Below are 24,890 nucleotides of genomic sequence, written 5' to 3' on the forward strand. Positions count from 1 at the left end.
GTCAACGCTCCTGCTCGATACGGTTCCAGGCGAGCCATCCGCCAAGCACCACGCCCGCGAACAGCAGCGCCGCCGTCCAGAAAATCCCGCCGCCCGCCCGTTCGTCGAGCCAGCGCCCGGCGAACAGGCCGGCCAGCGTCGGCACGATCACCAGCCAGCCCAGCGCGCCGATCAGGGCGAGGTTGCGGCCCATCGGCCGTTCGCCCTCGCGGGCCCAGCGCTCCCGCCGTTCGCGGCGGCGGCGGACGCTGCCGGGAAGCGGATTCTTGTCGTCGCTCATGGCGCCTCCTCCCCGCCGTCGGGAGTGGGGGCGAAGGGGCCGGAGGGCCGGCGGTCGGGACGCAGATAGGCCAGGATATGGCGGATCGCGGCCAGATGCATGCGGCGGGCGCCGCTGCGCGCCTCCCCCTCCTCCTCCCGGTCGCGGCGGAAGCGGGCGAGCACGTCGCGTTCCAGGGCGTGCAGGTCGTCGCCGACCGCCGCCTCGCGCGTCGCCACGGCGATCCGGGCGCCGTCGCGGATGGTCAGCACCCCGCCGCGCACGGCGCAATGCCCCTCCCGCCCGTCGGCGTCGCGCCAGCTGATGACGGAGATCGCCAGGGCGGTCAGCAGGTCGGCATGGCCGGGCCAGATGCCGAAGGCGCCGCTGGCATCCTCCGCCCGGAGGTGACGGAGGCCGGTGAGCTGCGCGGCGACGGAGGTGGGGGCGGTGACGATGAGGGACAACTCTCGCGCACGCTTGAGTCCCCTCTCCCCCCCGGGGAGAGGGTTAGGGTGAGGGGGTGCCACAGCTTGGATGTTTTCGGCCGCGCCGGCGCTTGCCCCCACCCCGACCCTCCCCCGCTGGGCGGGGGAGGGGGATGTCCCCGGATTTTCGCTCATCCCACCCTCCCGGCGCGGTCGCGCTCGCGCACCTGATCCAGGGTGCCGGTCATGAAGAAGGCGCTTTCGGCCCAGTCGTCGCCCTCGCCGTCCAGGATGGCGCGGCAGCCCTTCAGCGTCTCCTCCAGCGGCACGCTGACGCCGCCATGGCCGGTGAAGGACTCGGTCACCAGGAAGGGCTGGGTCAGGAAGCGCTGCAGGCGGCGGGCGCGGCGCACGGCCAGACGGTCGGCGGCGCTCAGCTCCTCCATGCCCAGCAATGCGATGACGTCCTGCAGTTCGCGGTAATGGGCGATGGTCTTGCGCACATCCTCCGCCAGCCGGTAATGCGCCTCCCCCACCACCAGCGGGTCGAGCAGGCTGGAAGTGGAACTCAGCGGATCCACCGCCGGATAGAGCCCCTCCGCCGCCATGGCGCGCGACAGCACGATGGAGCTGTCGAGATGGCTGAACAGCTCCGCCACCGCGGGATCGGTGAAGTCGTCGGCCGGGACATAGACCGCCTGGATCGCCGTCACCACCGCGCCGGGGGTGGAGGCCACCCGCTCTTCAAGCTCGGCGATCTCGCTGGCCAGGGTGGGCTGGTAGCCGACGCGCGACGGCAGGCGGCCCAGCAGCCCCGACACTTCCGCGCCGGCCTGGACGAAGCGGAAGATGTTGTCCATCAGCAGGAGCACGTCGCGCCGTTCCTCGTCGCGGAAATGCTCGGCGATGGTCAGCGCGGTCAGGCCGACGCGCCAGCGGGCGCCCGGCGGCTCGTTCATCTGTCCGAAGACGAGCGCGGTGCGGTCGAGCACGCCGGAGCGCTTCATCTCCTCCCACAACTCCTGCCCCTCGCGGGAGCGCTCGCCGATGCCGGCGAAGACGGAGATGCCGGTGTGGCGCTCCACCATCTTGCGGATCAGCTCCATCACCAGCACGGTCTTGCCGACCCCGGCGCCGCCGAACATCGCGGCCTTGCCGCCGCGGGCCAGCGGGGCCAGCAGGTCGATCACCTTGATGCCTGTCTCCATCAGGTCGCGGCGCGGGCTGCGCCGGGCCAGCGGAGGCGGAGGGCGGTGGATCGGCGCGCGCGGCGTGTCGGGCGGCAGTTCCGGACCGTCGTCGCGCGCCAGCCCCATGACGTCGATCAGCCGCCCCAGCACCGCCTCGCCCACCGGGGCGGTCAGCGGGCCGCCGGTGGAGCGGGCCGGCGTGCCCCGCCGCAGGCCGGAGGTGCCCTGCAACGCGATGGCGCGGACGGTGGCGGCGTCGAGATGGCTCTGTACCTCCGCCACCAGCCGCTCGGGACCGTCCCACAGGATTTCCACCGCGTCGAACAGCGGCGGCAGTGCCGTTTCGGGAAAGCGGATGTCGATGACGGAGCCACGGACCGCGACGACCCGGCCCGGAGCCGAGTCGGATTCCGGGGCGGCAGGTGGATCGGCGGACGGTCGCGCGGAGGTTTGAACGGACATGGTCACTCCGGCCGATTGGGCGGAACGGGAACCGTGCAGGATGGTGGCGGTTACGGCAGTGCCCCGGCACTGCTGCGGCGGTGCTACTGCATCGAGGCCCCACCCGGCCTTCCCCCGGCGGGCGGGGGAAGGGGCGCCTGGATGCTCCCGTGGATTTCTCCCGTGGGGCGGCGCCGTGGGGGGTGGAGGGCAATGCGTCAACCAGATCGACCACCGGATCCCAGCATAGCCCCCTTCGTTGCGTTGCGGCATTGCGTCAAATCAAACCCTGCCCCTATGGAATCGCCCGGCCTGGCTCCTGTCCCGCCGGGATGTCCTCCGGAAGGCCGTCGGCCTGGATGGTGATGGCGACGCGGCGGTTGCGCGCCATCGATGCCGGATCGCTGCCGGTGGAGAGCGGCCTGGTATCGGCGAAGCCCACTGCCGACAGCCGGTCCGGCGCAACCCCCAGCTCGATCAGCCGCCGCACCACGCTGGCCGCCCGGCCGCCCGACAGCTCCCAGTTGGAGGGGAAGCGGCGGTTGCCGATCGGTGTGGGATCGGTATGCCCCTCCACCACGATGTCGCCACGGGTGGCCGCCAGCGTCGGGGCCAGCCGGCGCAGCAGCCCGTCGCCGCCCGGCGTCAGCTCCGCCTGTCCGGGAGCGAAGAGGATGCCTTCGCCGATGACGATGCCGACCCGGTTCTGCCGCACGTCGACCGCCACGCTGCGCGGCACGCCCAATCCCGCCAGCGTCTCGCGCCAGCGCTCCGCCACCCGGTCGGGCGCCGTCACCGCCACCTCGCCGTCGTCCAGGCGCGGCCGCGGATCGGGCGGCGCGGCATCGGCTGCCGGCGCAGGCTCGGCTTGCGGGGCCGGTTCGTCGAAGAGGGGCGGGAGCGGCCGGGGTGCGGGAAGCGTGGCCGGCTGCGACAATGCCGGAGTTTCCGGCTGGGGCGTGGTCGGCAGCTGGTCCTTCAGGCTGGTGATCGCCAGCAGCATGACGAACACCGACAGCAGCAGCGTGACCAGATCGGAGTAGCTGAGCAGCCAGATCTCCTGATCCTCCTCCGCGCCGGCCTGCGGCATGCCGTTGCCGGCCCCGCCACCATCCCCAAAGCTGGTCGCCCAGGTCGGAGAGGCGAGATCCCCCGCGTCATCCGGCGTGGGACCGCCGTTCGCGGGCCTGTCGTCACGAGGTGCCATGGAGTTCGTCCCCGCGCTCGCGCACGAACTCGGCCAGCGCGTCGGCGATCACCGTCGGCGAGCGGCCGAGCCGCACCAGGATGATGCCCTCCAGCAGCACGTTCAGCATCGCCACCCGCCGGGCGGTGCGCTGTTCCAGCTTGATGGCGATCGGCTTGAAGACGAGGTTGGCCAGCACGACGCCATAGAGCGTCGCCACCAGCGCGACCGACATGTGCTCGCCCACCTGGGCGATGGTGGCGGTGCCCAGCTGCGCCATCATGCCGATCAGTCCGACCAGCGTCGCCAGCAGCCCGAAGGCGGGTGCGAGGCCGGCCAGCGTGCGGAACAGGCGCGATTGCACCGATTCCCGTTCGATCAGCTTCTGGATGCGCCAGTTCATCACATGCAGGATATCGTTGACCGGCGTGCCGTCCGCGATCAGCTGAAGCCCCAGCCGCAGGAACGGGCTGCCGGCCCTGGTCCCCTGCTCCTCCGCCCGCTGGATCTGGCCGCGCTGGTAGAGCCGGGCGAAGGCAACCAGTTCCGCGATGTCGGTGGCGATGGACTCGTCGTCCCGGAAGATGGTGCGGAGGGCGGCGAGGGCGGCGCGCAGCTCGCTCGCCCGGAAGGCCATCAGGGCGGAAACGGCGATGCCGCCGGCGATGATGACGGCGCCGGTCGGGTTCCACAGAGCCTCCATCCCATGGCCGAGGCCGATGTAGGACAGCAGGCCGACCGCACCGAAAAGGCCGATGGCCGTCGCATTCAGCAGGCGGGCGGAACCGGAGGGCGCCGCAGAGGGTGCGGGCTTGGCGGGAGCTTGGCCGGGCGTTTGGATGGACATCCGACGCCTTCATCGTTCATTGGCATTTTAACTATTAGGAACCCGTAATGACCGGCTGTCAACCGGGGGGCGGTGGGGGCTGGGTTGAAGTTGGCTTTGTGAAAAAGCCCCTCTCCCGCAAGGGGAGAGGGGCTTTCTAAACGTCCTGCGGCGGTCAGCCGCGCCCGAACAGGCGGCCGAGCAGGCCCGGGGGTGGGGGCTGGGTGGGTTGTGCTGTTTCGGATGGGGCAGGCTCTTCCGGTTCCTCCGCCACGGGGCGCGGCACGCTTTCGCTCGGATGCCAGGGTGCGACAGAGGCGGCGTCCGCCGCGCGGCCCTGGAACAGGGCGACCCCGGCTGCGTGGCCGGTTTCCAGCGCCGCCGGCTCGTCGCAGCGCCAGAGGACCAGCCGCCCGGCGCCGAAACGCTCTACGGCGGCGGTCAGCAGATCGGCGGCGCCGGAGGCTCCGCGAATCCATTGTGTCTTGATGAAAGCTGGCTCCAGCCCGCCGAGTTCCAGCCCGGCCAGCGCCGCCATCGGCACATGGTCCAACGCCACCGCGAAGCCGGCGTCGGCCAACCGTCCGGCCGCCGCGACCACCCGCGCCGGGGCCAGCGAAAGTTCCCAGCAGGGAAGCTCCGCGGTGATCCGCGCGCGCATCTCCGCCGGAATGGCGCGTGCCAATTCGTCGAAGCCGTCGTCCAGCGCGGTGGCGGTGTGCAGGTCGATGGCGAAGGGGCGGGGATCGCGGCTGCGATCGCGGGCGATATGGCGCAACAGCCCGCGGTCGAGCCGCACCGCCACCTCGTGGCGCAGCCAGGAATCGCGGCGCAGCGACAGGGAAAGCCGCGATTCCAGCTCCTCCAGCGATATGGCCAGTTCGGTGGTAACCACCGCCGGGCGGCCATCGGCGAGGCTGTCGGCAAAGGACCAGACCGGCTGTTCGCGCACAATGCTGTCGATGTCGGCGCCGTGCAGGACCCGCTCCACCTCCAGCAGATGGGCGAGCGCCGCGGTCGGGGCGTGTTCGGCCGCTTCGCGCAGGGCTGCGGTGCCGTCGTTGGGAAACAGGTCGGCGAACAGGCGCTCGCCTTCCGTCGCCATATCGTAGCGGTCGGTGTGGAGCGTGCCGAAGCCGTGCGACAACAGGGTGTGCGCCAGCGCCCTGGCCCCCGCATCGAGCAGCGGGGCGGCCTCGGCCGGGGCGAGGATCAGCAGGCGGGGACCGGCAAGCCGGAACACCTCGCGCGGCTGGCTGCCCAGCCAGCTTTCCAGATAATGGTCGAGTGTCATGGCAAAGCGCGGATCGCCGCCATGCTCGATCCCGCGCAGATCGGCCAGCAGCGCCGCCAGCGGTTCCGGCGCCGCCCGCAGGGCCTGCAGGCGCGCCAGAAGCGTATGAGCTGCCGCGTCCGCCATCGCCCCTTGCTCCCGACCGTTCATGGCGGAAGTGTCGCGCCGGGCGGTGCCGGTCGCAAGGGGCGATGACGCCGCGGGACAGATACGATCAGCCCATGATCTCGAACTTGATGCCCTGGGCAAGCGGCAGCGCCGAGGAGTAGTTCACCGTCGCGGTCTGGCGGCGCATGTAGGCCTTCCAGGCGTCGGAGCCGGATTCGCGGCCGCCGCCGGTCTCCTTCTCGCCGCCGAAGGCGCCGCCGATCTCCGCACCGCTGGGACCGATGTTGACGTTGGCGATGCCGCAGTCGGACCCGCCGGCCGACAGGAAGCGCTCCGTCTCACGGACGTCGGTGGAGAAGATGCAGGAGGACAGGCCCTGCGGCACCCCGTTCTGCAGCGCGATGGCCTCGTCCAGCGTGTCGTAGGTCATGACATAGAGGATCGGCGCGAAGGTCTCGTGCCGGACCACGTCGGTCTGGGCCGGCATCTCGACGATGGCCGGGGTGACGTAATAGGCATCGGGGAAGCGGTCGGTCAGCGTGCGCTCGCCGCCGGTCACCGTGCCGCCCTCGGCCTTCGCCGACTCCAGCGCGCGCTGCATCGCCTTGAAGGCGTCGGCATCGACCAGCGGTCCCATCAGCACGCCGGACTCCAGCGGGCTGCCGATCGACACGGAAGCGTAGGCCGCCTTCAGGCGCGGCAGCAGCTGGTCCTTGACCGAGCGGTGGACGATCAGCCGGCGCAGCGTGGTGCAGCGCTGGCCGCAGGTGCCGACGGCGGAGAACAGGATGGCGCGGAGTGCCATGTCGAGGTCGGCCGACGGCGCCACGATCATGGCGTTGTTGCCGCCCAGCTCCAGGATCGAGCGGCCGAAGCGCTCCGCCACCACCTTGGCGACTTCGCGGCCCATGCGGGTGGAACCGGTGGCCGAGACGATGGGGAAGCCGGGGTGGGCGACCAGAGCCTCGCCGATCTCACGGCCGCCCTGGACGACCTGGGACAGGTTGGCCGGCGCATCGCCGAAGCGGGCGACGGCGCGGTCGAAGATCATCTGGCAGGCGGCGGCGGTCAGCGGGGTCTTCTCCGACGGCTTCCAGACGACCGGGTCGCCGCAGACCAACGCCAGCGCCGCGTTCCACGACCACACCGCCACCGGGAAGTTGAAGGCGGAGATGACGAGGCAGGGACCGGCCGGGTGCCACGTCTCGCGCATGGAGTGGCCCGGACGCTCCGACGCGATGGTCAGGCCGTAGAGCTGGCGCGACAGGCCGACGGCGAAGTCGCAGATGTCGATCATCTCCTGCACTTCGCCCAGGCCTTCCTGGTAGATCTTGCCGGCTTCCAGCGAAACCAGACGGCCGAGATCCTCCTTGGCGGCGCGCAGCTCCTCGCCCAGCAGGCGGACCAGCTCGCCGCGGCGCGGGGCCGGAACCGAGCGCCACGCCTCGAAGGCGCGGGCGGCGTTGGCGACGATGTCCGACACCTGCGACGGCGCGGTCTCCGCCACCGTGGCGAGCGTGGCGCCGTCCACCGGCGACCGGGCGGTCAGCCCGGCTCCGCTGGAGGTCAGGCCGAAACGGGAGAGGATATCGCTGTGCTGCACCGGGTGGCTCCTTGGATAAAAAAGCGAGGCGTTAGATGGTCCCTCTCCCGTCCCGGGAGAGGGAAGGGGCCCGCCGCGAAGCGGTGGGAAGGGTGAGGGGCGATCCAAGGAACCTTGCGGTTCTCAATTCTTGTCCGGCCCCTCACCCTCCCCACTTCGTGGGGCCCCTCCCTCTCCCGGGACGGGAGAGGGCAGGGTTCCTTAAATCACTTCCCCTTGCCCGCCGCACGGATTTCGGACAGCGTCCGGCTCGGGGTTAGGGCTTCGGGGTCGAGCTTGATGTGGATGATCGCCGGCAGGCCGGACGCGCGGGCGCGCTCGAAGGCCGGGGCGAACTGGTCGGTGGTCTCCACCGTCTCGCCATGGCCGCCATAGGCGCGGGCGAAGGCGGCGAAATCCGGGTTCTTCAGCATCGTGCCGGATACGCGGCCGGGATACTCGCGCTCCTGGTGCATGCGGATGGTGCCGTACATGCCGTTGTCGACCAGCAGCACGATCACGGCGGCGCCTTCCTGCACGGCGGTGCCGAACTCCAGCCCCGTCATCTGGAAACAGCCGTCGCCGGCGAAGCACAGAACGTCGCGGGTGCGGTGCTGCAGCTTGGCGGCGATGGCGGCGGGCAGGCCGTAGCCCATGGAGCCGCAGACGGGCGCCACCTGGGTGCCGAAGCGGCGGAAGCGGTGGAAGCGGTGAATCCAGGTGGCGTAGTTGCCGGCGCCGTTGGTGAAGACGGCGTCATGCTCAAGCCGCTCGTCCAGCCAAGCCATGATGCGGCCCATCTGCACGTCGCCGGGAAGGGAGTCGGGCGGGGTGCTCCAGGCCAGGTAGGCGGCGTGCGCTGCTTCGGCGCGGGCGGCCCAGCCGGGCTTGCCCGTCACGGGCACGCCGGCCGTCGCCTCAAGGAAGGCGGCCGGCGTGGCGACCATGCCGAGTGCCGGGCGATAGACGCGGCCGATTTCCTCGGCACCCGGGTGGATGTGGACCACCGTCTTGCCGGGATCGGGGATGCCCAGCAGTTCGTAAGCTTGCGACGGCACTTCGGAGAAGCGGTCGCCCAGCAGGATCAGCAGGTCGCTGTCCCTGACCAGCGCCGCCAGCTTCGGGTTGATGCCCAGCCCGATGTCGCCGGCATAGAGGGGGTGGCAATGGTCGAACAGCATCTGGCGGCGGAAGGTGACCGCCACCGGCAGCGACAGCTTCTCAGCGAAGACTTGCAGCGCCGCGACCGACTCCTCCGTCCAGCGGGAACCGCCGACGACCAGAAGCGGCCGTTCCGCCTTGCCCAGCAGATCGCCAAAGGCGGCCAGCTGGGCGGGGGTGGGGGCGCTGTCGACCGGCTCCGCCCGCGGGGCGGCGGCGACGTCGGCGGTCTCGGTCAGCGTGTCTTCCGGCAGGGCCAGCACCACCGGACCGGGCCGGCCAGCCATCGCGGTGTGGAAGGCGCGGGAGATCATTTCCGGCACGCGGTCGGCGCTGTCGATCTCGGCGACCCACTTGCACATGCCGCCGAACAGCTTGCCGTAATCGACCTCCTGGAAGGCGTCGCGGCCGCGCATGCCGCGCTCGATCTGGCCGACCAGCACGACCAGCGGCGTCTCGTCCTGCTGGGCGACGTGGATGCCGGAGGCGGCGTTGGTGGCGCCGGGGCCGCGGGTGACGAGGCAGACGCCGGGACGGCCGGTCAGCTTCGCCTGCGCTTCCGCCATCATCGCCGCGCCGCCTTCGTGGCGGGCGACGACCATCTCGATCGGGCTGTCGTGCAGGGCGTCCAGCACGGCGAGATAACTCTCGCCCGGAACGCCGAACACCCGCCGCACGCCCTGCGCCTCCAGCGCTTCGACGATCAACTGACCACCGGTCTTCATCGCGATGCCGCCCCGCCCTGCCTATGGGAATTTTCCGGATATCTCCAGGATACCGACCGTGCCGTGCCGCACGCCAGGGCGCAAACGACTTTCTTTCCTGCCGTCATGAGCTTTGGTAATGAAGCGGTCATGGATCTGCAGCGCCGCCTTCTCCCCTCCATGAGCATGCTGACCGCCTTCGAGGCGGCGGCCCGCACCGGCAGCTTCACCGCGGCGGCGGCGGAGCTGTCGCTGACGCAAGGCGCCGTCAGCCGGCAGGTCAAGGCGCTGGAGGAGCAGATCGGCACCGCGCTGTTCACCCGCAAGGGCCAGCGGGTGAGCCTGACCCCGACCGGCGCGCTCTATGCCGATCCGATCCGCGACGCGCTGCGCCAGATCGCGGCGGCCACCGTGCGGACCATCGCGGCGCCCAAGGGCGGCGTGCTGAACCTCGCCATCCTGCCGACCTTCGGCACGCGCTGGCTGGTGCCGCGGCTGCCGGCCTTCCAGGCGGCGCACCCGCAGGTGACCATCCACTTCACCACCAAGCTGGCGCCCTTCGACTTCCGTCTGCACGACCTGGACGCCGCCATCCATTACGGGTTCGGCGACTGGCCCGACGCCGTCTGCGACCATCTGCTGGACGAGGAGGTGCTGCCGGTCTGCTCCCCCAGGTTCCTTGAGGCGCATCCGGTCACGGAGCCGGCGGACCTGCCGTCGCTGCCGCTGCTGCACACCAGCACCCGCGCCGATGCCTGGAACGAGTGGCTGTCGGCCCAGGGCCTCGCGCCCCGTCCCGGTGCCGGCATGGTGTTCGAACAATTCGCCACGACCGCCCAGGCGGCGGAGGCCGGGCTGGGCGTCGCGCTGCTGCCGACCCTGCTGGTCCGCGCCGAGCTGGAAGACGGCACCCTGGTCCCGGCCATCGACCGGCCCCACCGCAGCGCGCGGGCCTATTACCTGGTCCACCCCCGCGGCAAGGCCAACCACCCGCCCTTCGCCGCCTTCCGGCAATGGCTGCTGGCGGAGGCGCGGGGGGACCGGCCGGTCGGGTAGGTCACTTGCCGCGGATCATGTCCCAGCTGGCCATCACCGCCCCGCCGGCGATCAGCGCGCAGGCGGCCCAGACCGTCCAGCCGCCGCTCGCCTGACCGAACAGGATCAGCAGCAGGGTGGAGGCCGGCGGCACGGCATAGGACAGCACGCCCAGCGCCCGTATGTCGCCGCGCTTCATCCCGTGATCCCAGACGAAGAAGGCCAGCCCGTCCGGTCCGATGCCGAGCGCCAGCAGGACGAGCCAGCCAAGCATCTCCTGCGGCCAGACGGTCGCCTCCTCGAACAGCAGGTGCCCGGTCAGGCCCAGCAGAGCGGTGACGAGACAGAAGCCGCTCACCGCCTCGGTCGGGACGGAGCCGAAGCGGCGCGACAGCACCGAATAGGCGCCCCAGATCAGCGCCGCCGCCAGGGCCGCGCCGTAGGCGGCCAGATTGCCGCCATCCAGGTGCAGACCGCCGCCGCGCCCCGACACGATCAGCGCCGTGCCGGCCAGCCCGCACAGCGCACCTGCGACGTGGCCGGGCTTCAGCCTTTCTCCGGGCAACAGGGCGGAGAACAGCACGATGCACAGCGGCCAGAGGTAATTCAGCAGATTGACCTCGACGGCCGACGTCGGCGCGAGGTGGAAGGCCAGGAACAGGCAGGCATGGTAGCCGAACAGACCGCCGACCCCGACCAGCCAGACCGGCAGCGGCTGGCGCATCGCGCCCAGCACGCTGCGTCCGCGCACCGCCGCGATGGTGCTGCCGGTCAGGAAGGCCAGCCCGAAGGTGACCGCCACCAGTTGCAGCGGCGGCATGGCGCTGGACAGCGAGGTAAGCAGTGCCGCCGTCGACCACAGCAGGATGGCGATGGCGCCGACGCCGGTGGCACGGCGCACCTCGGATGCCGAGGGCGGGGCGGCATGGGGGCGGATGGATTCGGGAAAGGCGTCGGCGCTCATGCAGGGTGCATAGCCGACGCGCCCCCAACCCGCAAGGTTACGCTTCGAAGGAGCGGGTCCTAGGGTACGGTCCGCTCCAGGAAATACTCCATCTCCTGGATGATGCCGCTCTGGGCGGCCCACAGGGCGGCCTGGGTGCGGTTGCGGACGTTGATGGTCTGCATGATGTGGCGCACGTGCAGCTTGACCAGATCCTCGGTCATCAGCATTTCGCGCGCGATCTCCTTGTTGCTGCATCCGTCCATGATCAGTTTCAGGATGCGTGCATGGCGCGGGTAGAGGCCGGGATAGCCCAGAAGTTCGGATTCATGCTGGGCCGCCGACCCGTCCTCGCCGCCGCGGCGGAGTGCCGTGGGCGAGAAATAGTCGAAGCATTCCTCCGGCACCACCGGTTCGCCGGCATGGATCAGGCGCAGGGCCAGGACGAAGGCGGCCGGCGCCATCCGGTTCAGGAGATAGCCGCGCACGCCGAAACGCAGCGCCATCCGCATGTGGTGGGCCGAGAACTCGTCCGCGATCATCGCCAGCTTGGCGTCCTCGCCGTACCAGCTGCGGAAGTTCCAGGCGTCGGTCTTCAACGAGGCGAGATCGAACAGCACGATGTCCGCAGTCCGTTCGCCGGCCCGCCCGGTGCCGCTGTCGCCCGCCGGCGGTTCCAGCGTGACCACCGCCCCGCCGGCGGAGAATCCGCCGGCATAGCGGTCGCCCGCTCCGTTCGCCCGCCCGTTCCATGCTGTCTTCGGGGACAGCCCCGTGGCAAGCCGGCTTTGCGGATCGATGACCTCGAAGCAATCATCCAGGATGTTCAGGATGGATTCACGCAGCAATCGGCTTTGATTGTGGACAATCACACGAATGCGATCGGGCATGTCCGTCTCCCCCAGGAATGGACGATATGGCGGGCAGCATCATCGCGCGGCCGGACCGCAAGGGCTCCTCCCCCCGACGCTGTACGGTAGGGTGGCAAGGGCGGTGCGGCGATTTAGGCTGCCGGTTTCTCTGTCCGGCGATTTGCCTTCGGCTCCCCGTTCGAGCCGTCGCGATTGCTCCGTCGACTGCCGCCGCACTGAACCGGCGCGATGTGCGAAATCGATGGACGATGCACGTTGTATCGGTGGGTGCGTGTTCGTCCGATCGAATTTGGATCAAACTATGATCCGGCACTCACGGCATTGTCTTCATCACTTTTGGAAGGCTTCTAGGTTCAGAGGGAGAGAGTTTCATCCCGGCAGGAGAAGCCCGGCCCTGGAAGGCGAACAGTAATGGGGCTTTTTTGCACCGGATATGGGAAGTGATAACCCCGTCAAGTCGCGCGGAGCGCCAGTGGATGACGACTTGTGGAGAGGGGGCATAGACAAACTGGCTGAAAGAACGCGTCTGTATTGCAAGAGGAACATTTTTAAAAAGCAATTTCAATTAGAAACCGCGACTTTGAGGGCCGTTCCATTACCGCCCATCTGCGAAGATAATATAGACTCTTAAACAGCCGCCGCCAGCCGGAAAATTCGGGCGCCGGAAAAAAAGCCGGGACGGAGCCCCGCCGAAGCGAGCCCCCGTCCCCATCCCGAACCGTCCGGTTCAGCCTTATGGCGCCCTCTTACGCCACCATGTCCTGGGTGATGGCGTAGACGCCGGTGTCCCAGCGGTCGATGGTGGTGTCGAAGCTGCCCATGCCGTTCACCACGTCGAAGCTCTGGCTGGTGTTGTGGATCAGGTCCTGGACTGTGTAGTGGCCGTTGGCCAGCTGCAGTTCCACATGGGTCGCCACCGACTTGCGTGCGGCGGTGTCGTTGAAGTCCACCCGGTCGGACGCGACCACGATCAGCCGGTCCTTCTGGTCGTAGAAGCCGTAGCCGGTGATCTGGGCGTCCGGATCCTTGTCGGTGAAGGTCAGCGGGTGCTTGTAGGTCAGCGCCTCGTCGCCGATCAGCACCGGGGCCTTGGCCTTCAATGCGGCGATCTCGGCATCGCTGAACAGGTTCTTGCCGTTGTAGGTCGCCTGCGGGATGATCCAGGCGCTGGGCGCGCTGGCCTTGGTCATCGCCGGCAGGGCCGCGTCGCTGACGTAATAGCCGAAGGTCACGCCGGCATCGTGCAGCTTGGTGATCGGCGTCAGCAGCTCGCCCAGATAGGCGTTGCCGATGGAGTTGCCGGCCGGTTCCAGCGCGTTCATCGCCTTTTCGGCATTGGCGCTGTAATAGAGCGCCGGACCGAAGGGGCGGGTCGGCACGATGTCACGCAGCATGTCCAGCCAGGGCTGCTTCACCTCGCCCCAATCGTGATAGCTGCGCGACCACTGTTCCGCCGCGCGGCGCACGCCGCCCTGGTCGTCGGCGATCATCGTCCAGCCGCTCTGCAGCCAGGTCTGCTCCAGGCGGCCCCAGCCCAGCTCCTCGCGCGCCGTGCCGGTGACGCCGGTGTAGAGGCTGTTGACCGCACCCCAGTAATCATCCTCCGACGAGGACATCATATGGCCGAAATGGGCGTCCGGCGCGCGGGCGGCGTGGATGCCCAGCATCGCCTGCTCGTAGGAGGCCGGCGCCTGCTTGTGCTGCATCGTGAAGCGCTCGAGCGTCTGCACGTTGAACAGGATGTCGTCCTCGTTCATCTTCTCGGCGATCACCCGGGCGTCGACGCCTGCGAATTCGCGCATCGCCGCCGGGGTGAAGGACACCTGCGTGGTCAGCCATGCCGCCTTGCCGGTGTTTTTGACGATCGCCTCGTCCAGCGCCTTCCAGCTGTCGGCCCAGCCGTCGACGAAATAGTCCAGCCACTTGGTCGGATGGTTGGCGACGATGTAGTCGGCCTGCTGCGCCAAGGTGGTGCCGGAGACCTTGATGCCGGTCTTGGCGCTGAATTCCGCGATCATCCGCGTGTTGAAGAAGTCCATCACGCCGGAATGCGGGCTGCCGTCGAAGAAGTCGGCAAGCTCATAGCCGCGGGTGCCGGTCAGGGCGGACAGGCGGCCCAGCTTGTCGGCCATCCAGTCGCCGTAATGGGCGGTGCCGCCGGTCCAGCCGGCCGGCGCGTCCTTGGCATCCAGCGGCATCAGCGGGCTGACATAGCCCCAGCCATAGGGGTTGCCGCTGTCGGAATTGAGGATGTTGCCGTCGGCGTCGCGCCCCAGATATTGCTGGTGCGCCTTGACCCAGGAGACCCAGGCCTTGTGTCCGCCGAGATTGGCGAACTCGCCGCCGGTCTGCGAGTATTCGAAGGTGTCCTCCCACAGCTGCAGGCCGATCAGCGGCATCACCCCGTCGGCCAGATGGTCGGCGGCGACGTCGCGCGTCTCCTTCAGGTGGGTGGAGCTGGCATAGTCCGGCACCGATTCCCAGAACAGGTGCTGCGGCGCCAGCCCGCGGTCCGCGCCCCAGGAGATGGCGGACACGTCCGACTTCAGCGGCGGGCGGTCGCTGCTGACCCCGGCACTGGCGGTATGCTCGTTCTTCGGCAGCGTCGTGGTGGGGGGCGGCGTGACGGGCGCGGTCGTGGTGCCGCCCAGCATCGCCTTGGTGACGGGGACGCTCAGCGTGCCGTTCCACCACAGCCCCTGCTGGCCGGCGACGACGTCCTTGCCGTCCAGCGCGCCGCGGTCATAGGTGACCCCGGCGGCGGTGGAGGAGACGCTGTGGCCGTTCACCACGACGGAGCCGACATACAGGCTGCGGTCCTGGCCGTTGACGACGGCGTCGTTGTCGTACTGGACCTGGATCTTGTGCGCGAGCGCCGGGTCGAGGTCGACCGTGAACTTGTAGGCGGTCTGCGCGGTGGCGGACACCTTCGCCTCGCCCACCACCTTGCCGTCGGCTAGCAGCTTGAAGTGCGGCGGCACGCCGCCGGCGCTCTTGCCCCAGGCGTTGACGACGACGCTGAAGGCCTTGGTCGCGGCGGGCTCGGCGGTGACCGCATCCGGCGCCGGGAACAGGGCCGCCGGCAGCGGGACGTTCAGCGCGCCGCCCCAATACATCGCTTCCTGACCCTTCACAACGTCGCGGCCGTCGACCGCGCCCTTGTCGTAGGTCACCGACGGGTCGGTCATGGCGATCGGGGCGCCGTTCACGGAGACGGCGCGGACGAACAGGTTGCGATCGGCGCCGCCCGCCATCCCGTCATTGTCGTAGACGAGCTGCAGGTTGTGCGCGGTCCCGGCGGCGACCTTGGCGCTGATGGTGTAGCGCCCGGCGCTGGCGCTGCTCACCGTCGCCTGTCCGATGGTCGCGCCGTCCAGCTTCAGCGCCAGATGCGGCCAGACGCCGCCGGCTTCCTGACCCCACGCGTCGATCGCGAAGGTGACATCGATGAGATTGGACCCGGTGATCGCCATCGGCACGACTCCCATTAACCAAAGATTAAGCAAGTACAAGATCGGGCTAACTGTATCGATTGAGTTACCCTGTTCGTTCGGGAGTCTTGACAGGTCATCGCCACAGTTTGGAGAGTCAAAGATGGGACATGTCTTTGACTCATCTTTGACTCTTCCGAAAATATCGATTTGGTCTGGGCGATTTCTTCGACTGTTGAAAGACTTGGGTCGCGTGACGGCAGACTTACGCCTGTTGAGCGCAATTGGTCTCTTTCGTTTGTTTGGTGTGCGCGGCGGCTCCGTGGTCCACTCCGGGGTGAACCGCCGCCGATACCGTCGATACAGCCGAGCAGGGGAAGCGCGATGCGCATTGCCGTCGTCACGCAGAAGATCGTCCGTCATGACGGGCAGGGCCGGGTGAATGCCGTCGTCGTGGAGGAGCTTCTGCGCCGCGGGCACGAGGTGGTCGCCATCGCGACGGAGGTTGCCGACGAACTGGCGCGCCATCCCAGCTTGCGCTGGGTGCCGGTCGACGGCGGCGGGGTGCCGACGCAGCTGGCAAAAGACCAGTTGTTCGCCTGGCGGGCGAGCCGCGCGCTGGCGCGGGCAAGGCGGGCGGGGATCGACCGTGTGGTGGTGAACGGCTTCGTCAGCTGGGCGCGGTCGGACGTCAACGCCGTGCATTTCGTCCATTCGGCCTGGATGCGCTCGCCCACCCATCCCGTGCGCAAGGGTCTGTCGCCGCTGTCGCTGTACCGGGCGCTCTACACGCTGCTGAATGTCGGCTTCGAGCGCTGGAGTTTCCGCCGCGCCGGCCGGCTGGTGGCGGTGTCGCGCACGGTGGCGGAGGAGCTGCGCCGGGACGGCATCGACCCGGCCCGGCTGGCGGTGATCGACAACGGCGTCGACGTGGCGGAATTCCGGCCCGGCACGCCTGACCCGGCCGTGTTCGGACTGCCGCCCAGCCGTCCGGTGGCGCTGTTCGTCGGCGACGCCCGCAGCGACCGCAAGAATCTGGATGGCATCCTGCGCGCCCTGGCCGAGGTGCCGGACCTGTCGCTGGCAGTGGTGGGAGACGAGCGCGGCGGACCTTTTCCGGCGATGGCGCGGTCACTGGGGGTGGAGGACCGCGTGCGCTTCCTCGGCCACCGGCGCGACGTGGCGGCGCTGATGCGGGCGGCCGACTTGTTCGTCTTCCCGACCCGCTACGAGCCGTTCGGGCTGGTCCTGCTGGAGGCGGCGGCGAGCGGCCTGCCGGTCGTCACCACGCGGCTTGCCGGCGCCAGCTGGCTGCTGGAGGACGGCGCGGCCGTCGTGCTGGACGACCCGGATGCGCAGGACGCGCTGGTGGGCGCGATGCGCCGTCTGGCCGCCGATCCGGAGGAGCGCCGCCGCATGGGGGAAGCCGGCCGCCGCATCGCCGAACGCCACGACTGGCCGGTGACGGCGGGCCAGTATGTGGATCTTCTGGAAGCGATGGGGCCGCTTGCCAGTGGAGTGGGGTTGAGCGGCACGCTGGTCAGATCGACGTCCTAAGGGACGACCGCCTCACCTGACTTCCAGCCGCAGGTCGACCATCACGCTGTCGCTGCCCGCCGGTGCGTCCACCACGGCGATGCCCACCGGTGCGGCGGAACCGGGCCCCGGGTCCACCCGGTGCGGCATGGCGCCGGCGGGGCGCAGGACGGTTCCCATGCGGATGGCGCCGCGGGTCTTGCCGACCGGGGCGGCGCCGGTGGTGGCGATGGGGACGACACCCCCGGCAGAGGCGGAGGTGAGGGCGACGCCGTCGGCCGGGCGGTCCGGTTCCAGGCGGCGGACGCGGTCATAGTCGCGCTGCACCAGATTGCCGGCATCGACGCCGCCGGTGCCGACCTTGCGGAACTCGCCGGAACAGTCCTGCGCCTCGAACCGGTTGGCGCGGCAGGTTCCGGTGACCGACAAGGCGGGGGCGAGCCCGTCGCGGCCGAGGCGGATCAGGCGGTCGGCATCGTCGAACCGGTTGCCGACGGCGCTGGCGGCGACGATGGCGGCGGTCTGGATGTCGGCGGCGCGGTCGTTGGTGCCGTCGCCGAAGCTGGCGGTGCCGCCGGTGAACCGGTTACGCTCCAGCGAGCGCACCACGATCAGGCCGGCCGTCGGCTGTTTCGCCAGCCGGTATCGGGGCAGGAGCGAACCGCTGCAGCCGATCAGGCTGTTGCCGTACATCTCCGCCAGGGGCCCATGGATCCAGCCGTTGCCGCAGGCCTCGAAGGCGCAGTCCAGGAACTTGTTGTTCGACAGGAAGGTGCGCTTCGGAGCTCCATCCTCCGCCAGGATGCCGTAGGGCGAGAAGCCGAAATGGCAGGAGATGAAGCTGGAATGGTCGATGCCGTTCTCCGGCGCCACGGCGATGGAGGCCAGCGTGTTGCCGGCAAGGTCGGTGTCGAGGAACAGATGATCGCCGAAGCTCTCCGTCCCCGCCGACCAATAGGCGCCGATGTGGTTCTTGGTCAGCTGGCAGGAGATCAGAGAGGAATGGTCGCGCCAGACATCCACCCCGGCGCGGAAGCCGAACACCCCCACCCGTTCCAACACGAAGCGGGAGGTCAGGGCCACCCCGCCCATGCCCGGCGGCGGGTCGCCCGGCCGGTTGCCGGGCTTCGGTCCCTGCAGGCTGAGATGGGCGATGCGGCTGCGCTGGTAGCCGTCGTTGTCGGTCAAAGTGCCGTCACGAGCCGCCAGCCGGCTTCCCGCCCGGATGCCGAAGCGGCCGGGGCCGAGATCCTCCGGCCAGGACAGCAGCGAGGCGCGCATGCCGGCACCGACGATCTCCACCTCGTTGAAGGCCTCGTCATAACCGTCGAGGTTGGGCAGGACGATCTCACCGTCCAGCCGGTAATGGCCGGGCGGCACCATCACCGTCCCGCCATGGCCCGACCGCGACAGCTCCAGCACGGCACCCTGCAGGGCGGCCCAGTCGCATTCCTGGTCGAGCGAGCGGACATGCGGATGGACGCGCCGCGCCGCCTCCAAGCTCTTGTAGCGTTCGGACAGCGGATGGCTGCGCCCGTCGCCGATGGCGCCGCGGTCGCGGATCGACAGGGCGGGATCGGTTGACGGCGACGGATCGGGACGGGGGCGCAACGGTTTGTCCTGTGCTGCCTGCGCGGCGGCGGGAAAGGCGAGCGCCGCGGCCAGCAGCAGGCGCCTGCCGATGCGCCTGCCGATGGGGGGGACAAGCGGGGGAGGGGGCGTCATGGGGCGCAGGCCCGCGCCGCGCCCAGCGGCGGGCTGGTGTCGAGCCGGGCCATCGCAGCCAGTCCGCCGCTGAGGGCGGCGCGGTAGACCTCCTCCACACGGTCGAGATGGCGGTCGAGCGTGAAGGGTGCCCGCCAATAGTCGGCATAGGCGGCGCGGCCCATCCGCGCCACCTCGCCATCATGGGAGAGCAGGCGCAGACAGTGGGCGAGGTCGGCGACGTCGCCGCTGCGGAACAGGAAACCGTTCCCGCCCGGCCGCACCGCCTCCGCCGCCGCACAATTGTCGCTGACGATCACGGGAACGCCGTTGGCAAGCGCCTCGTAGGCGGCCAGCCCGAAGGTTTCGTACCACAGCGACGGCACCACCAACGCCCGTGCCCGCCGGACCTCCTCCAGCACCGCGCCGGGCGGCAGCCAGCCGGCCAGCTCGGCCTCCGGGTTCAAGCGGCGGACCGCCTCGGTCTCGTCGCCGTCGCCGACGAAACGGGCCGGAACTCCGGCCTGCGCCGCCGCCTCGGCCAGCAGGGCGGCGCCCTTCTCGCGCGACAGGCGGCCGACGAACAGCACATGGCGGCTGTCCGCGACGGGAGCGGGGCCGCGGTCACGAATCTCGTCCGCCACCTCCACCGGGTTGGGGATGGGCAGGGTGACGGTGCCGGGGGGCAGATGTGGCGCGATCACCGCGCGCTGGCGGTCGCTGAGCGTCACCAACGCCATGCCGCCGGTGAAGCCGCCGGCCAGTGCGCCCGCCGCATGCCGGGCCGCCCGCCACCATTTGTGATGCCGGGCGCGGGCGTCGCAGTCCGTCGCGAGGCAGCCGGCGGACAGCGCCCGGTGCGGGCAGTTGACGCCCTCGGGAAAGACGAAGAAGGCGCCGTTCGGACAGAGCGGGAAATAGTCGTGCAGGGTCAGCAGCACCGGCAGGCCGGAGCGGCGGCAGACCGGAAAGACGCTGGGCGACAGCGCCTTGGCCCAGCCATGGATGTGGATCACCGTATCGTTGGCCGGGCAGCGGGCAAGCAACTCGTCGAGCGCGCGGGCCGACTCCCGGTTCCAGATGCCGCGGAGCGCCGCCTGCACGCGGTCGGCGTTGCCCTTCAGGTCCGGCTGTTCCAGGCAATGGACGGTGATGCCGTCGATCAGCAGGGCGGGGTCGATGGGCGGCACGGCGGAGAAGACATGCACCCGATGGCCGCGCCGCGCCAGCCCGACCGCCCCGGCGATGGCGACCTTGGCCAGCCCGCCGCTGGGATGGGCATGGTCGCAGAGTATGACGATGGTGCTCATTACAGGGCGTCGCGGTAGACGGCGGCGGTGCGGGCGGCGATCACCGGCCAGTCGAAGCGGGTGCGCACCAGCGACCGGCAGGCGTCGGCGTCGGGCAGCCGGCGGACGCCGGTCAGCGCCTCCGCCAGTCCGATGCCGATGGCGCGCGCGTCGGTCCCCGCCAGCACGAGGTCGCCGTCCAAACCCTCCACCACCTCCGGCAGGCCGCCGACGGGGGTGACCAGCACCGGCGTGCCGGAGGCCAGCGATTCCAGAGCGGTGATGCCGAAGCCCTCCAGCGCCTGCGACGGCATCACGCACAGGTCGGCGGCGCGATAGGCCAGCGGCAGCTGCGCGTCGGGGACGAAACCGAGCAGACGCACATGCTCCTCCAGCCCAAGCGCGCCGATGCGGTCCTGCAGCGCCGCCGCTTCCGGGCCGCGGCCGGCGACGACCAGCAGCGCGTCGGGCACCCGGCGGCGCAGTTCCACCATGGAATCCACCAGGGCGGTCAGCCCCATGCGCTTCACCAGACGGCGGACCGTCAGGATCACGGGACGTCCCTGCGGCCAGCCAAGACGCGCCCGCGCCTGCTGCCGGCTGTCGGGAAGGTCGTAGCGGTCCGCCTCGACCCCGCCCGGCACCCGGTGGATGCGGTCGGGCGGCACGCCGTAGCGCTCGGCCAGGATGGTGCCGAAGGAGCGGGACAGCACGACGAAGCGGGTGGCGCGGTGATACACCAGCCGCTCCACCAGGAACTTCAGCCGCACCGACAGGGCGCCGGCCCCTTCCGCGGCGCTTTCCAGCGCCCAAGGGCCGTGGAAATGGACGACCAGCGGGCGGTTGCGCAGGGCGGGCAGCGCCCCCACCGTGTTCAGCGCGAAATGGGAGGCGACGAGGTCGGGGGCCTGCCGGCGCAGCGCCGCGGCGATGGCGGTGCGCGCCGCCGCCACGCGGCGCGGCAGCGAGGCGGTCGGCGGGGCGAAGCTGTCGATGCGGGCGCCGTTGTCCAGCGTGGCGGAGGTGTTGCCGAGCACCAGCCCGGAGAACGCGATGCCCTGCTGCGGCAGGTGGCGGGCGAGGTGGTAGAACATGTTCTCCGCCCCGCCATGGGTTTCCGGGAACCAGCCCAGCCCGAGCTGGAGCACGCTGGCCTCCCGCATCTCCGCGGGGAAGGTCAGGCTTCCGTCCATCGATTGTCCTCCTGGCGCTCTTCCTCGGGGCGGTCGTCCTTGGAGCGCATGTCCTCGGGGCGCGGTTCGCCTGGGAGTGCCGCCGGTTGCGGGGCGGGTTGCAGGCTGGCGAGCCCGTAATTCTTCGCGGCCATGCCCATGCCCAGGAAGAACCAGAAGCCGACGCCCGTGACCTTCACCAGCGTGTGTTCGAACACCATGCAGCCGAGGATCGTCAGTGCGGCGGTCTCGGCACAGCGGGCGAAGGGATCCGGCGGGGCGCCGCCCCGGCGCAACAGCCCGACCATCAGCGTGACGATGCCCGCGACATAGCCCAGCGTGCCGGGCCAGCCCAGTTCGTAGGGCACGCGCAGGATGCCGCTGTCGAAATAGGCCATGGCCCCCAGATGGCCGTCCTCGTTGGTCAGCTTGGTCGCGGTGTCGACGGTGCCGAGCCCGGCACCGCGCACCTCCGTCAGCGCCTGGATCAGGAAGCGGCCGTAGAACTCCTGCCGCTCCTGATAGCTGCGGTCGTTCTCCATCGAGTTCAGCGTGTCGAACCGTTTGACGATGGCCTGATTGACCATCGGCACGCTGAGCAGCGGCAGGGAGCACAGCACCAGCCCGCAGCCGACCGCCACCAGCCGCAGCCGGTGTCGTCCGGGCATGGTCAGCAGCAGCCAGACGAAGACGAACAGCCCCGCCAGCCACGCGGCGCGGACGAGGCTGAGCAGAAGCGACCCCAGCGCCAGGGCGCCGGCGATCGGCACCAGGATACCGCGGGCCGCCGGAAGCACGGCCAACCCGGTCACCAGCAGGAAGGCCAACGGGCCGGAGGAGTTCAGCGTGCTGAACACCCGCACCTGCATCGGCAGCGGCAGGCCCTGGTTGGTCATGCCGACATTGATCAGCCAGCGCGCGTCCCAGGGCGGCATGACGAAATATTGGATCAGCCCGTAGCCGCCGACCAGCGTCATCCCCAGCACGAAGGCGCGCAGCACCGCGTCGCGGATCTGCGGATAGATCGGCCAGTGCAGGGCGACATAGAGGCCAAGCGCCACCGGCACCAGCCAGTTCAGCAGCGCGAAGGTCGCCGCCGCCATGCCCGCCTGGGTGACGCCGTTGACGTAGGCGTAGAACAGCCCGATCATCACCGGCACGAAGCCGAAATAGGCGCGGTAGCGCAGCATCGGCAGATACTGCGCGATCACCAGACAGGTCATGGCGCCGACCGCGAAGGGCGTCACCATGACTGGGCTGATCACGCTCCACCCCGCCTGATAGTCGACCAGCCGGCGCACCTCCGGCGTCAGGAACCACAGCCACCATGTGAAGGCGGCGAAGCGGGCGGGGTCGCGCGTCACCAGCAGGGCGCCGGTGGCGAGCGCGCCGATCGGAAAGATGATCTCCAGCAGGCCGGCCTTGCCCATCAGCACCGGTATCGCCACCACGAACCAGAAAAGGGCGGGGGCCATCCTGGCGACGGACGGCAGGCCGTCCCCACCCTGGTGGTGGCCCAGCCGGGGCTGGTCGATCCCCGCGGCGGCGCCGGCAGTGGCGAAGGTCATGCCGGCGACTCCCGCCAATCGCGCATCCCGGCCAGCCGGCCGCGCAGGGTGGCGCCCAGCTTCGCCCCGGCATGCCGGTCGCCGCGCAGGGCGAGCCGCGCCCATTGCACCGCTCCGGGAAACTCGCAGGTCCCGACCAGGAAGGCCCAGGCGGCGAAGACCATGCGGTTGGCCGGGGTGAAATGGGCCATCAGGGCGATGGTGTCGTTGTAGGTCGCGTTCTCCTGCGCCAGCGGGTGGAAATGGTCGGATCCGCGCTGGTCGATGTCGAAGCGGACAGCCGGGAAATGGTCGACCGCCACCAGCGGATCGTAGACCAGCCGCCAGCCGCGGCGGGACAGCCGTAGGCAGAAATCCACCTCGTTGCGGACCTGGGCGCCGCTGCCGCGCAGCCGGGTGTTCAGCCGTTCGTCGGTGATGGCGGCTCGGCGGAAGCTCCAGTTGGCACCCTTCAGGACATCGACGTCCTGCGCCGGGCCGACGCCCAGATGGTGGTTGCCGATGACGCGGCCGAACCATTGCAGCCGGCCGACGATCCGCCTCTCGCCGGTTTCCGGCACGCCGTCGTGATAAACATGGTCGCGTCCGCCGACGCCGCCGATCCTGGGATCGGTGCGGTACCAGGCCTCGATGCGCTCCACCCAGTCTGGATGGGGGACCGCGTCGTCGTCGGTGATGGCGACGATGTCGGCGCGGGCATGGTCCATGCCGCGGTTGATGGCCGCAACCTGTCCCGGCACCTCGATCTCGACGACCTGCATCGCCAGCGCGCCCTCGTAGCGGCGGGCGACCTCGGCGGAAGCGGGGTCGGTGTCGCGCACCGTGACGATCACCTGGGCGGGCGCCAGGGTCTGCCGGACCAGCCCGTCGAGGCACCCGGCCAGCTGGTCCGGCCGGCGGTAGGTCGGGACGATCACGGTGACGCCGAGGCGCTCGGTCGCGTCGGGGTCGATAGGGACCAGGGCGCTGGGACGGGAAATGGCCGTGGTGCTCATGGTCTCGCTCATGCCGGGGCCAGCTCCCGCCCGCGGGCGCCGTGGACAGCGGCCCGTGCCGGGGCCAGCGACGGTTCCTCGCCGTTCATCCAGCTGTCGACGGTCTCGCGCAGCCGCGTCTTGAACACGGCCCGGTCGAAGCGGGCGGCATAGGCCTGGATGACGGCTGGGTTGAAGCGGCGTTCCTGCGCCTCGAACCGCTCCACCGCCTCGATCAGCGCTTCGGGCGTCTGCTGGTCGAAGAACAGGCCGGACAGGCCGTCCTTCACCGTTTCCGTGGCGCCGCCGCGGTTCAGGGCGATCACCGGCCGGCCGGCGGCCATCGCCTCCACTGGCACGATGCCGAAATCCTCGTTGGCGGTGAAGACCAGGGCGCGGCAGGCGGCATATTGCCGGTCCAGCTCCTCGGCGGAGCAGTGGCCGAGGAGTTCCACCGTCGGTCCGGCCATCTGCTTCAGCCGGCGGAACTCCTCGCCCTCGCCGACGACGACCAGCTTGCGGCCCATGCGGTTGAAGGCCTCGATCGCCACGTCGGCGCGCTTGTAGGACACCAGCTGGCTGACGAACAGGTAATGGTCGCCGGGCGGCTGGGCGGTTGCGAAGCGGCGGGTCTCCACCGGCGGGTTGATGACGGTGGAGTCGCGGCGGTAGACCCGCCAGATGCGCTGGGCCACCGTCTCGGAGTTCGCGATGAAGCGGTCGACCCGCGCGGCGGTCGCCAGATCCCACTGCCGCAGGCGGTGGATGGCGTAGGGCATCAGCGGCCGGATGACCGGGCCCGCCGACGACAGATAGTCGTGATAGCCGCTCCACACATAGCGCATCGGCGTGTGGCAGTAGCAGACATGCAGCGCGTCGGGCCGCGTCAGCACGCCCTTGGCCGGGCCGGATTCGCTGCTGATCACCAGGTCGTAGGCGCTGAGGTCGAGCTGTTCCAGCGCCAGCGGCATCAGCGGCAGGTATTTCTGGTACATCCGGTGGGCCATCGGCAGCCGGTCGATGAAGGTGGTGGTGACCCGGTGGCTGCGGATGACCGGAGAGATGCGCTCCGGCCGATAGACGTGGGTGAAGACGTCGGCCTCCGGATACAGCTCGCACAGGGCTTCGATAACCTTCTCACCCCCGCGCATCCCGACGAGCCAGTAATGGACGATCGCGACTTTCAT

General features: G+C 70.0%; 19 protein-coding genes. 2 read left to right on the forward strand and 17 right to left on the reverse strand.

Annotated features, from left to right (window positions below):
• Position 1: 1 nt before the first annotated feature.
• From J2Y49_RS25295 to J2Y49_RS25330, 8 genes are all read right to left on the reverse strand, one after another.
• Positions 2–280, reverse strand: a complete 279-nt coding sequence (locus J2Y49_RS25295) for an AtpZ/AtpI family protein (RefSeq protein WP_310117900.1) — start codon at positions 278–280, stop codon at positions 2–4.
• Positions 277–726, reverse strand: coding sequence for a F0F1 ATP synthase subunit epsilon (locus tag J2Y49_RS25300; RefSeq protein ID WP_310117902.1), 450 nt, complete (start codon positions 724–726; stop codon positions 277–279). Before J2Y49_RS25300 ends, J2Y49_RS25295 begins: the two co-directional genes overlap by 4 nt.
• Positions 727–878: 152 nt before the next feature.
• Positions 879–2,339, reverse strand: a complete 1,461-nt coding sequence (gene atpD / locus J2Y49_RS25305) for a F0F1 ATP synthase subunit beta (protein WP_310117905.1) — start codon at positions 2,337–2,339, stop codon at positions 879–881.
• 274 nt (positions 2,340–2,613) lie between these two features.
• The gene (locus J2Y49_RS25310) at positions 2,614–3,525 is read right to left on the reverse strand and encodes an OmpA family protein (protein ID WP_310117906.1); all 912 of its coding nucleotides are present in this window, start codon (positions 3,523–3,525) and stop codon (positions 2,614–2,616) included.
• Entirely contained in the window at positions 3,512–4,351 is an 840-nt protein-coding gene (locus tag J2Y49_RS25315; RefSeq protein WP_310117908.1) for a MotA/TolQ/ExbB proton channel family protein, read from the reverse strand. The genes J2Y49_RS25310 and J2Y49_RS25315 overlap by 14 nt, the downstream gene beginning before the upstream one ends.
• A 154-nt stretch (positions 4,352–4,505) precedes the next feature.
• Entirely contained in the window at positions 4,506–5,750 is a 1,245-nt protein-coding gene (locus tag J2Y49_RS25320; protein WP_310117909.1) for a hypothetical protein, read from the reverse strand.
• Positions 5,751–5,838: 88 nt separating this feature from the next.
• On the reverse strand, positions 5,839–7,335 hold the full coding sequence (locus tag J2Y49_RS25325; protein WP_310117911.1) for an aldehyde dehydrogenase family protein: 1,497 nt from the start codon (positions 7,333–7,335) through the stop codon (positions 5,839–5,841).
• Positions 7,336–7,541: 206 nt separating this feature from the next.
• Positions 7,542–9,200: a thiamine pyrophosphate-binding protein gene (locus tag J2Y49_RS25330; protein ID WP_310117913.1), complete on the reverse strand. Its 1,659-nt coding sequence runs from the start codon at positions 9,198–9,200 to the stop codon at positions 7,542–7,544.
• Between the two features lie 129 nt (positions 9,201–9,329).
• Between J2Y49_RS25330 and gcvA the strand changes: the two genes are divergently transcribed.
• A complete protein-coding gene (gcvA, locus tag J2Y49_RS25335; protein WP_310117914.1) occupies positions 9,330–10,235 on the forward strand; it encodes a transcriptional regulator GcvA in 906 nt (301 codons plus the stop codon).
• Position 10,236: 1 nt separating this feature from the next.
• Here the strand turns inward: gcvA and J2Y49_RS25340 are convergent, their stop codons facing one another.
• The 3 genes from J2Y49_RS25340 to J2Y49_RS25350 all read right to left on the reverse strand — a co-directional run bounded on the left by J2Y49_RS25340 (position 10,237) and on the right by J2Y49_RS25350 (position 15,502).
• Complete coding sequence (locus J2Y49_RS25340; RefSeq protein ID WP_310117915.1) at positions 10,237–11,178, reverse strand: EamA family transporter; 942 nt, start codon at positions 11,176–11,178, stop codon at positions 10,237–10,239.
• A 59-nt stretch (positions 11,179–11,237) separates the two neighbouring features.
• Entirely contained in the window at positions 11,238–12,047 is an 810-nt protein-coding gene (locus tag J2Y49_RS25345) for a response regulator transcription factor (RefSeq protein ID WP_310117917.1), read from the reverse strand.
• A 728-nt stretch (positions 12,048–12,775) separates the two neighbouring features.
• The gene (locus tag J2Y49_RS25350; RefSeq protein ID WP_310117919.1) at positions 12,776–15,502 is read right to left on the reverse strand and encodes a carbohydrate-binding domain-containing protein; all 2,727 of its coding nucleotides are present in this window, start codon (positions 15,500–15,502) and stop codon (positions 12,776–12,778) included.
• 342 nt (positions 15,503–15,844) lie between these two features.
• On the opposite strand from J2Y49_RS25350, the gene J2Y49_RS25355 reads away from it, so the two are divergent.
• Positions 15,845–17,017, forward strand: a complete 1,173-nt coding sequence (locus tag J2Y49_RS25355) for a glycosyltransferase family 4 protein (RefSeq protein ID WP_310117921.1) — start codon at positions 15,845–15,847, stop codon at positions 17,015–17,017.
• Between the two features lie 12 nt (positions 17,018–17,029).
• Here the strand turns inward: J2Y49_RS25355 and J2Y49_RS25360 are convergent, their stop codons facing one another.
• The 6 genes from J2Y49_RS25360 to J2Y49_RS25385 are packed head-to-tail and all read right to left on the reverse strand — an operon-like array spanning position 17,030 to position 24,890.
• Positions 17,030–18,721, reverse strand: a complete 1,692-nt coding sequence (locus J2Y49_RS25360) for a hypothetical protein (protein WP_310117922.1) — start codon at positions 18,719–18,721, stop codon at positions 17,030–17,032.
• Entirely contained in the window at positions 18,718–20,010 is a 1,293-nt protein-coding gene (locus tag J2Y49_RS25365; protein WP_310117923.1) for a glycosyltransferase family 4 protein, read from the reverse strand. The genes J2Y49_RS25360 and J2Y49_RS25365 overlap by 4 nt, the downstream gene beginning before the upstream one ends.
• Entirely contained in the window at positions 20,010–21,182 is a 1,173-nt protein-coding gene (locus J2Y49_RS25370) for a glycosyltransferase family 4 protein (RefSeq protein WP_310117924.1), read from the reverse strand. The genes J2Y49_RS25365 and J2Y49_RS25370 overlap by 1 nt, the downstream gene beginning before the upstream one ends.
• Positions 21,167–22,729, reverse strand: coding sequence for an O-antigen ligase family protein (locus J2Y49_RS25375; RefSeq protein WP_310117925.1), 1,563 nt, complete (start codon positions 22,727–22,729; stop codon positions 21,167–21,169). Before J2Y49_RS25375 ends, J2Y49_RS25370 begins: the two co-directional genes overlap by 16 nt.
• A complete protein-coding gene (locus J2Y49_RS25380; RefSeq protein WP_310117927.1) occupies positions 22,726–23,736 on the reverse strand; it encodes a glycosyltransferase in 1,011 nt (336 codons plus the stop codon). Before J2Y49_RS25380 ends, J2Y49_RS25375 begins: the two co-directional genes overlap by 4 nt.
• On the reverse strand, positions 23,733–24,890 hold the full coding sequence (locus J2Y49_RS25385) for a glycosyltransferase (RefSeq protein ID WP_310117929.1): 1,158 nt from the start codon (positions 24,888–24,890) through the stop codon (positions 23,733–23,735). The genes J2Y49_RS25380 and J2Y49_RS25385 overlap by 4 nt, the downstream gene beginning before the upstream one ends.

This window comes from Azospirillum sp. BE72 (genome assembly GCF_031455875.1).
GTDB lineage: Bacteria > Pseudomonadota > Alphaproteobacteria > Azospirillales > Azospirillaceae > Azospirillum.

What these genes read in the sequence shown, in the direction of transcription:
- J2Y49_RS25310 (WP_310117906.1), bottom strand. Translation starts at nt 3,525, where the DNA reads ATGGCACCTCGTGACGACAGGCCCGCGAACGGCGGTCCCACGCCGGAT.
- gcvA (WP_310117914.1), top strand. Translation starts at nt 9,330, where the DNA reads ATGGATCTGCAGCGCCGCCTTCTCCCCTCCATGAGCATGCTGACCGCC.
- J2Y49_RS25320 (WP_310117909.1), bottom strand. Translation starts at nt 5,750, where the DNA reads ATGGCGGACGCGGCAGCTCATACGCTTCTGGCGCGCCTGCAGGCCCTG.
- J2Y49_RS25360 (WP_310117922.1), bottom strand. Translation starts at nt 18,721, where the DNA reads ATGACGCCCCCTCCCCCGCTTGTCCCCCCCATCGGCAGGCGCATCGGC.
- J2Y49_RS25375 (WP_310117925.1), bottom strand. Translation starts at nt 22,729, where the DNA reads ATGACCTTCGCCACTGCCGGCGCCGCCGCGGGGATCGACCAGCCCCGG.
- J2Y49_RS25355 (WP_310117921.1), top strand. Translation starts at nt 15,845, where the DNA reads ATGCGCATTGCCGTCGTCACGCAGAAGATCGTCCGTCATGACGGGCAG.
- J2Y49_RS25380 (WP_310117927.1), bottom strand. Translation starts at nt 23,736, where the DNA reads ATGAGCGAGACCATGAGCACCACGGCCATTTCCCGTCCCAGCGCCCTG.
- J2Y49_RS25315 (WP_310117908.1), bottom strand. Translation starts at nt 4,351, where the DNA reads ATGTCCATCCAAACGCCCGGCCAAGCTCCCGCCAAGCCCGCACCCTCT.
- J2Y49_RS25340 (WP_310117915.1), bottom strand. Translation starts at nt 11,178, where the DNA reads ATGAGCGCCGACGCCTTTCCCGAATCCATCCGCCCCCATGCCGCCCCG.
- J2Y49_RS25385 (WP_310117929.1), bottom strand. Translation starts at nt 24,890, where the DNA reads ATGAAAGTCGCGATCGTCCATTACTGGCTCGTCGGGATGCGCGGGGGT.
- J2Y49_RS25295 (WP_310117900.1), bottom strand. Translation starts at nt 280, where the DNA reads ATGAGCGACGACAAGAATCCGCTTCCCGGCAGCGTCCGCCGCCGCCGC.
- J2Y49_RS25370 (WP_310117924.1), bottom strand. Translation starts at nt 21,182, where the DNA reads ATGGACGGAAGCCTGACCTTCCCCGCGGAGATGCGGGAGGCCAGCGTG.
- J2Y49_RS25350 (WP_310117919.1), bottom strand. Translation starts at nt 15,502, where the DNA reads ATGGCGATCACCGGGTCCAATCTCATCGATGTCACCTTCGCGATCGAC.
- atpD (WP_310117905.1), bottom strand. Translation starts at nt 2,339, where the DNA reads ATGTCCGTTCAAACCTCCGCGCGACCGTCCGCCGATCCACCTGCCGCC.
- J2Y49_RS25365 (WP_310117923.1), bottom strand. Translation starts at nt 20,010, where the DNA reads ATGAGCACCATCGTCATACTCTGCGACCATGCCCATCCCAGCGGCGGG.
- J2Y49_RS25345 (WP_310117917.1), bottom strand. Translation starts at nt 12,047, where the DNA reads ATGCCCGATCGCATTCGTGTGATTGTCCACAATCAAAGCCGATTGCTG.
- J2Y49_RS25330 (WP_310117913.1), bottom strand. Translation starts at nt 9,200, where the DNA reads ATGAAGACCGGTGGTCAGTTGATCGTCGAAGCGCTGGAGGCGCAGGGC.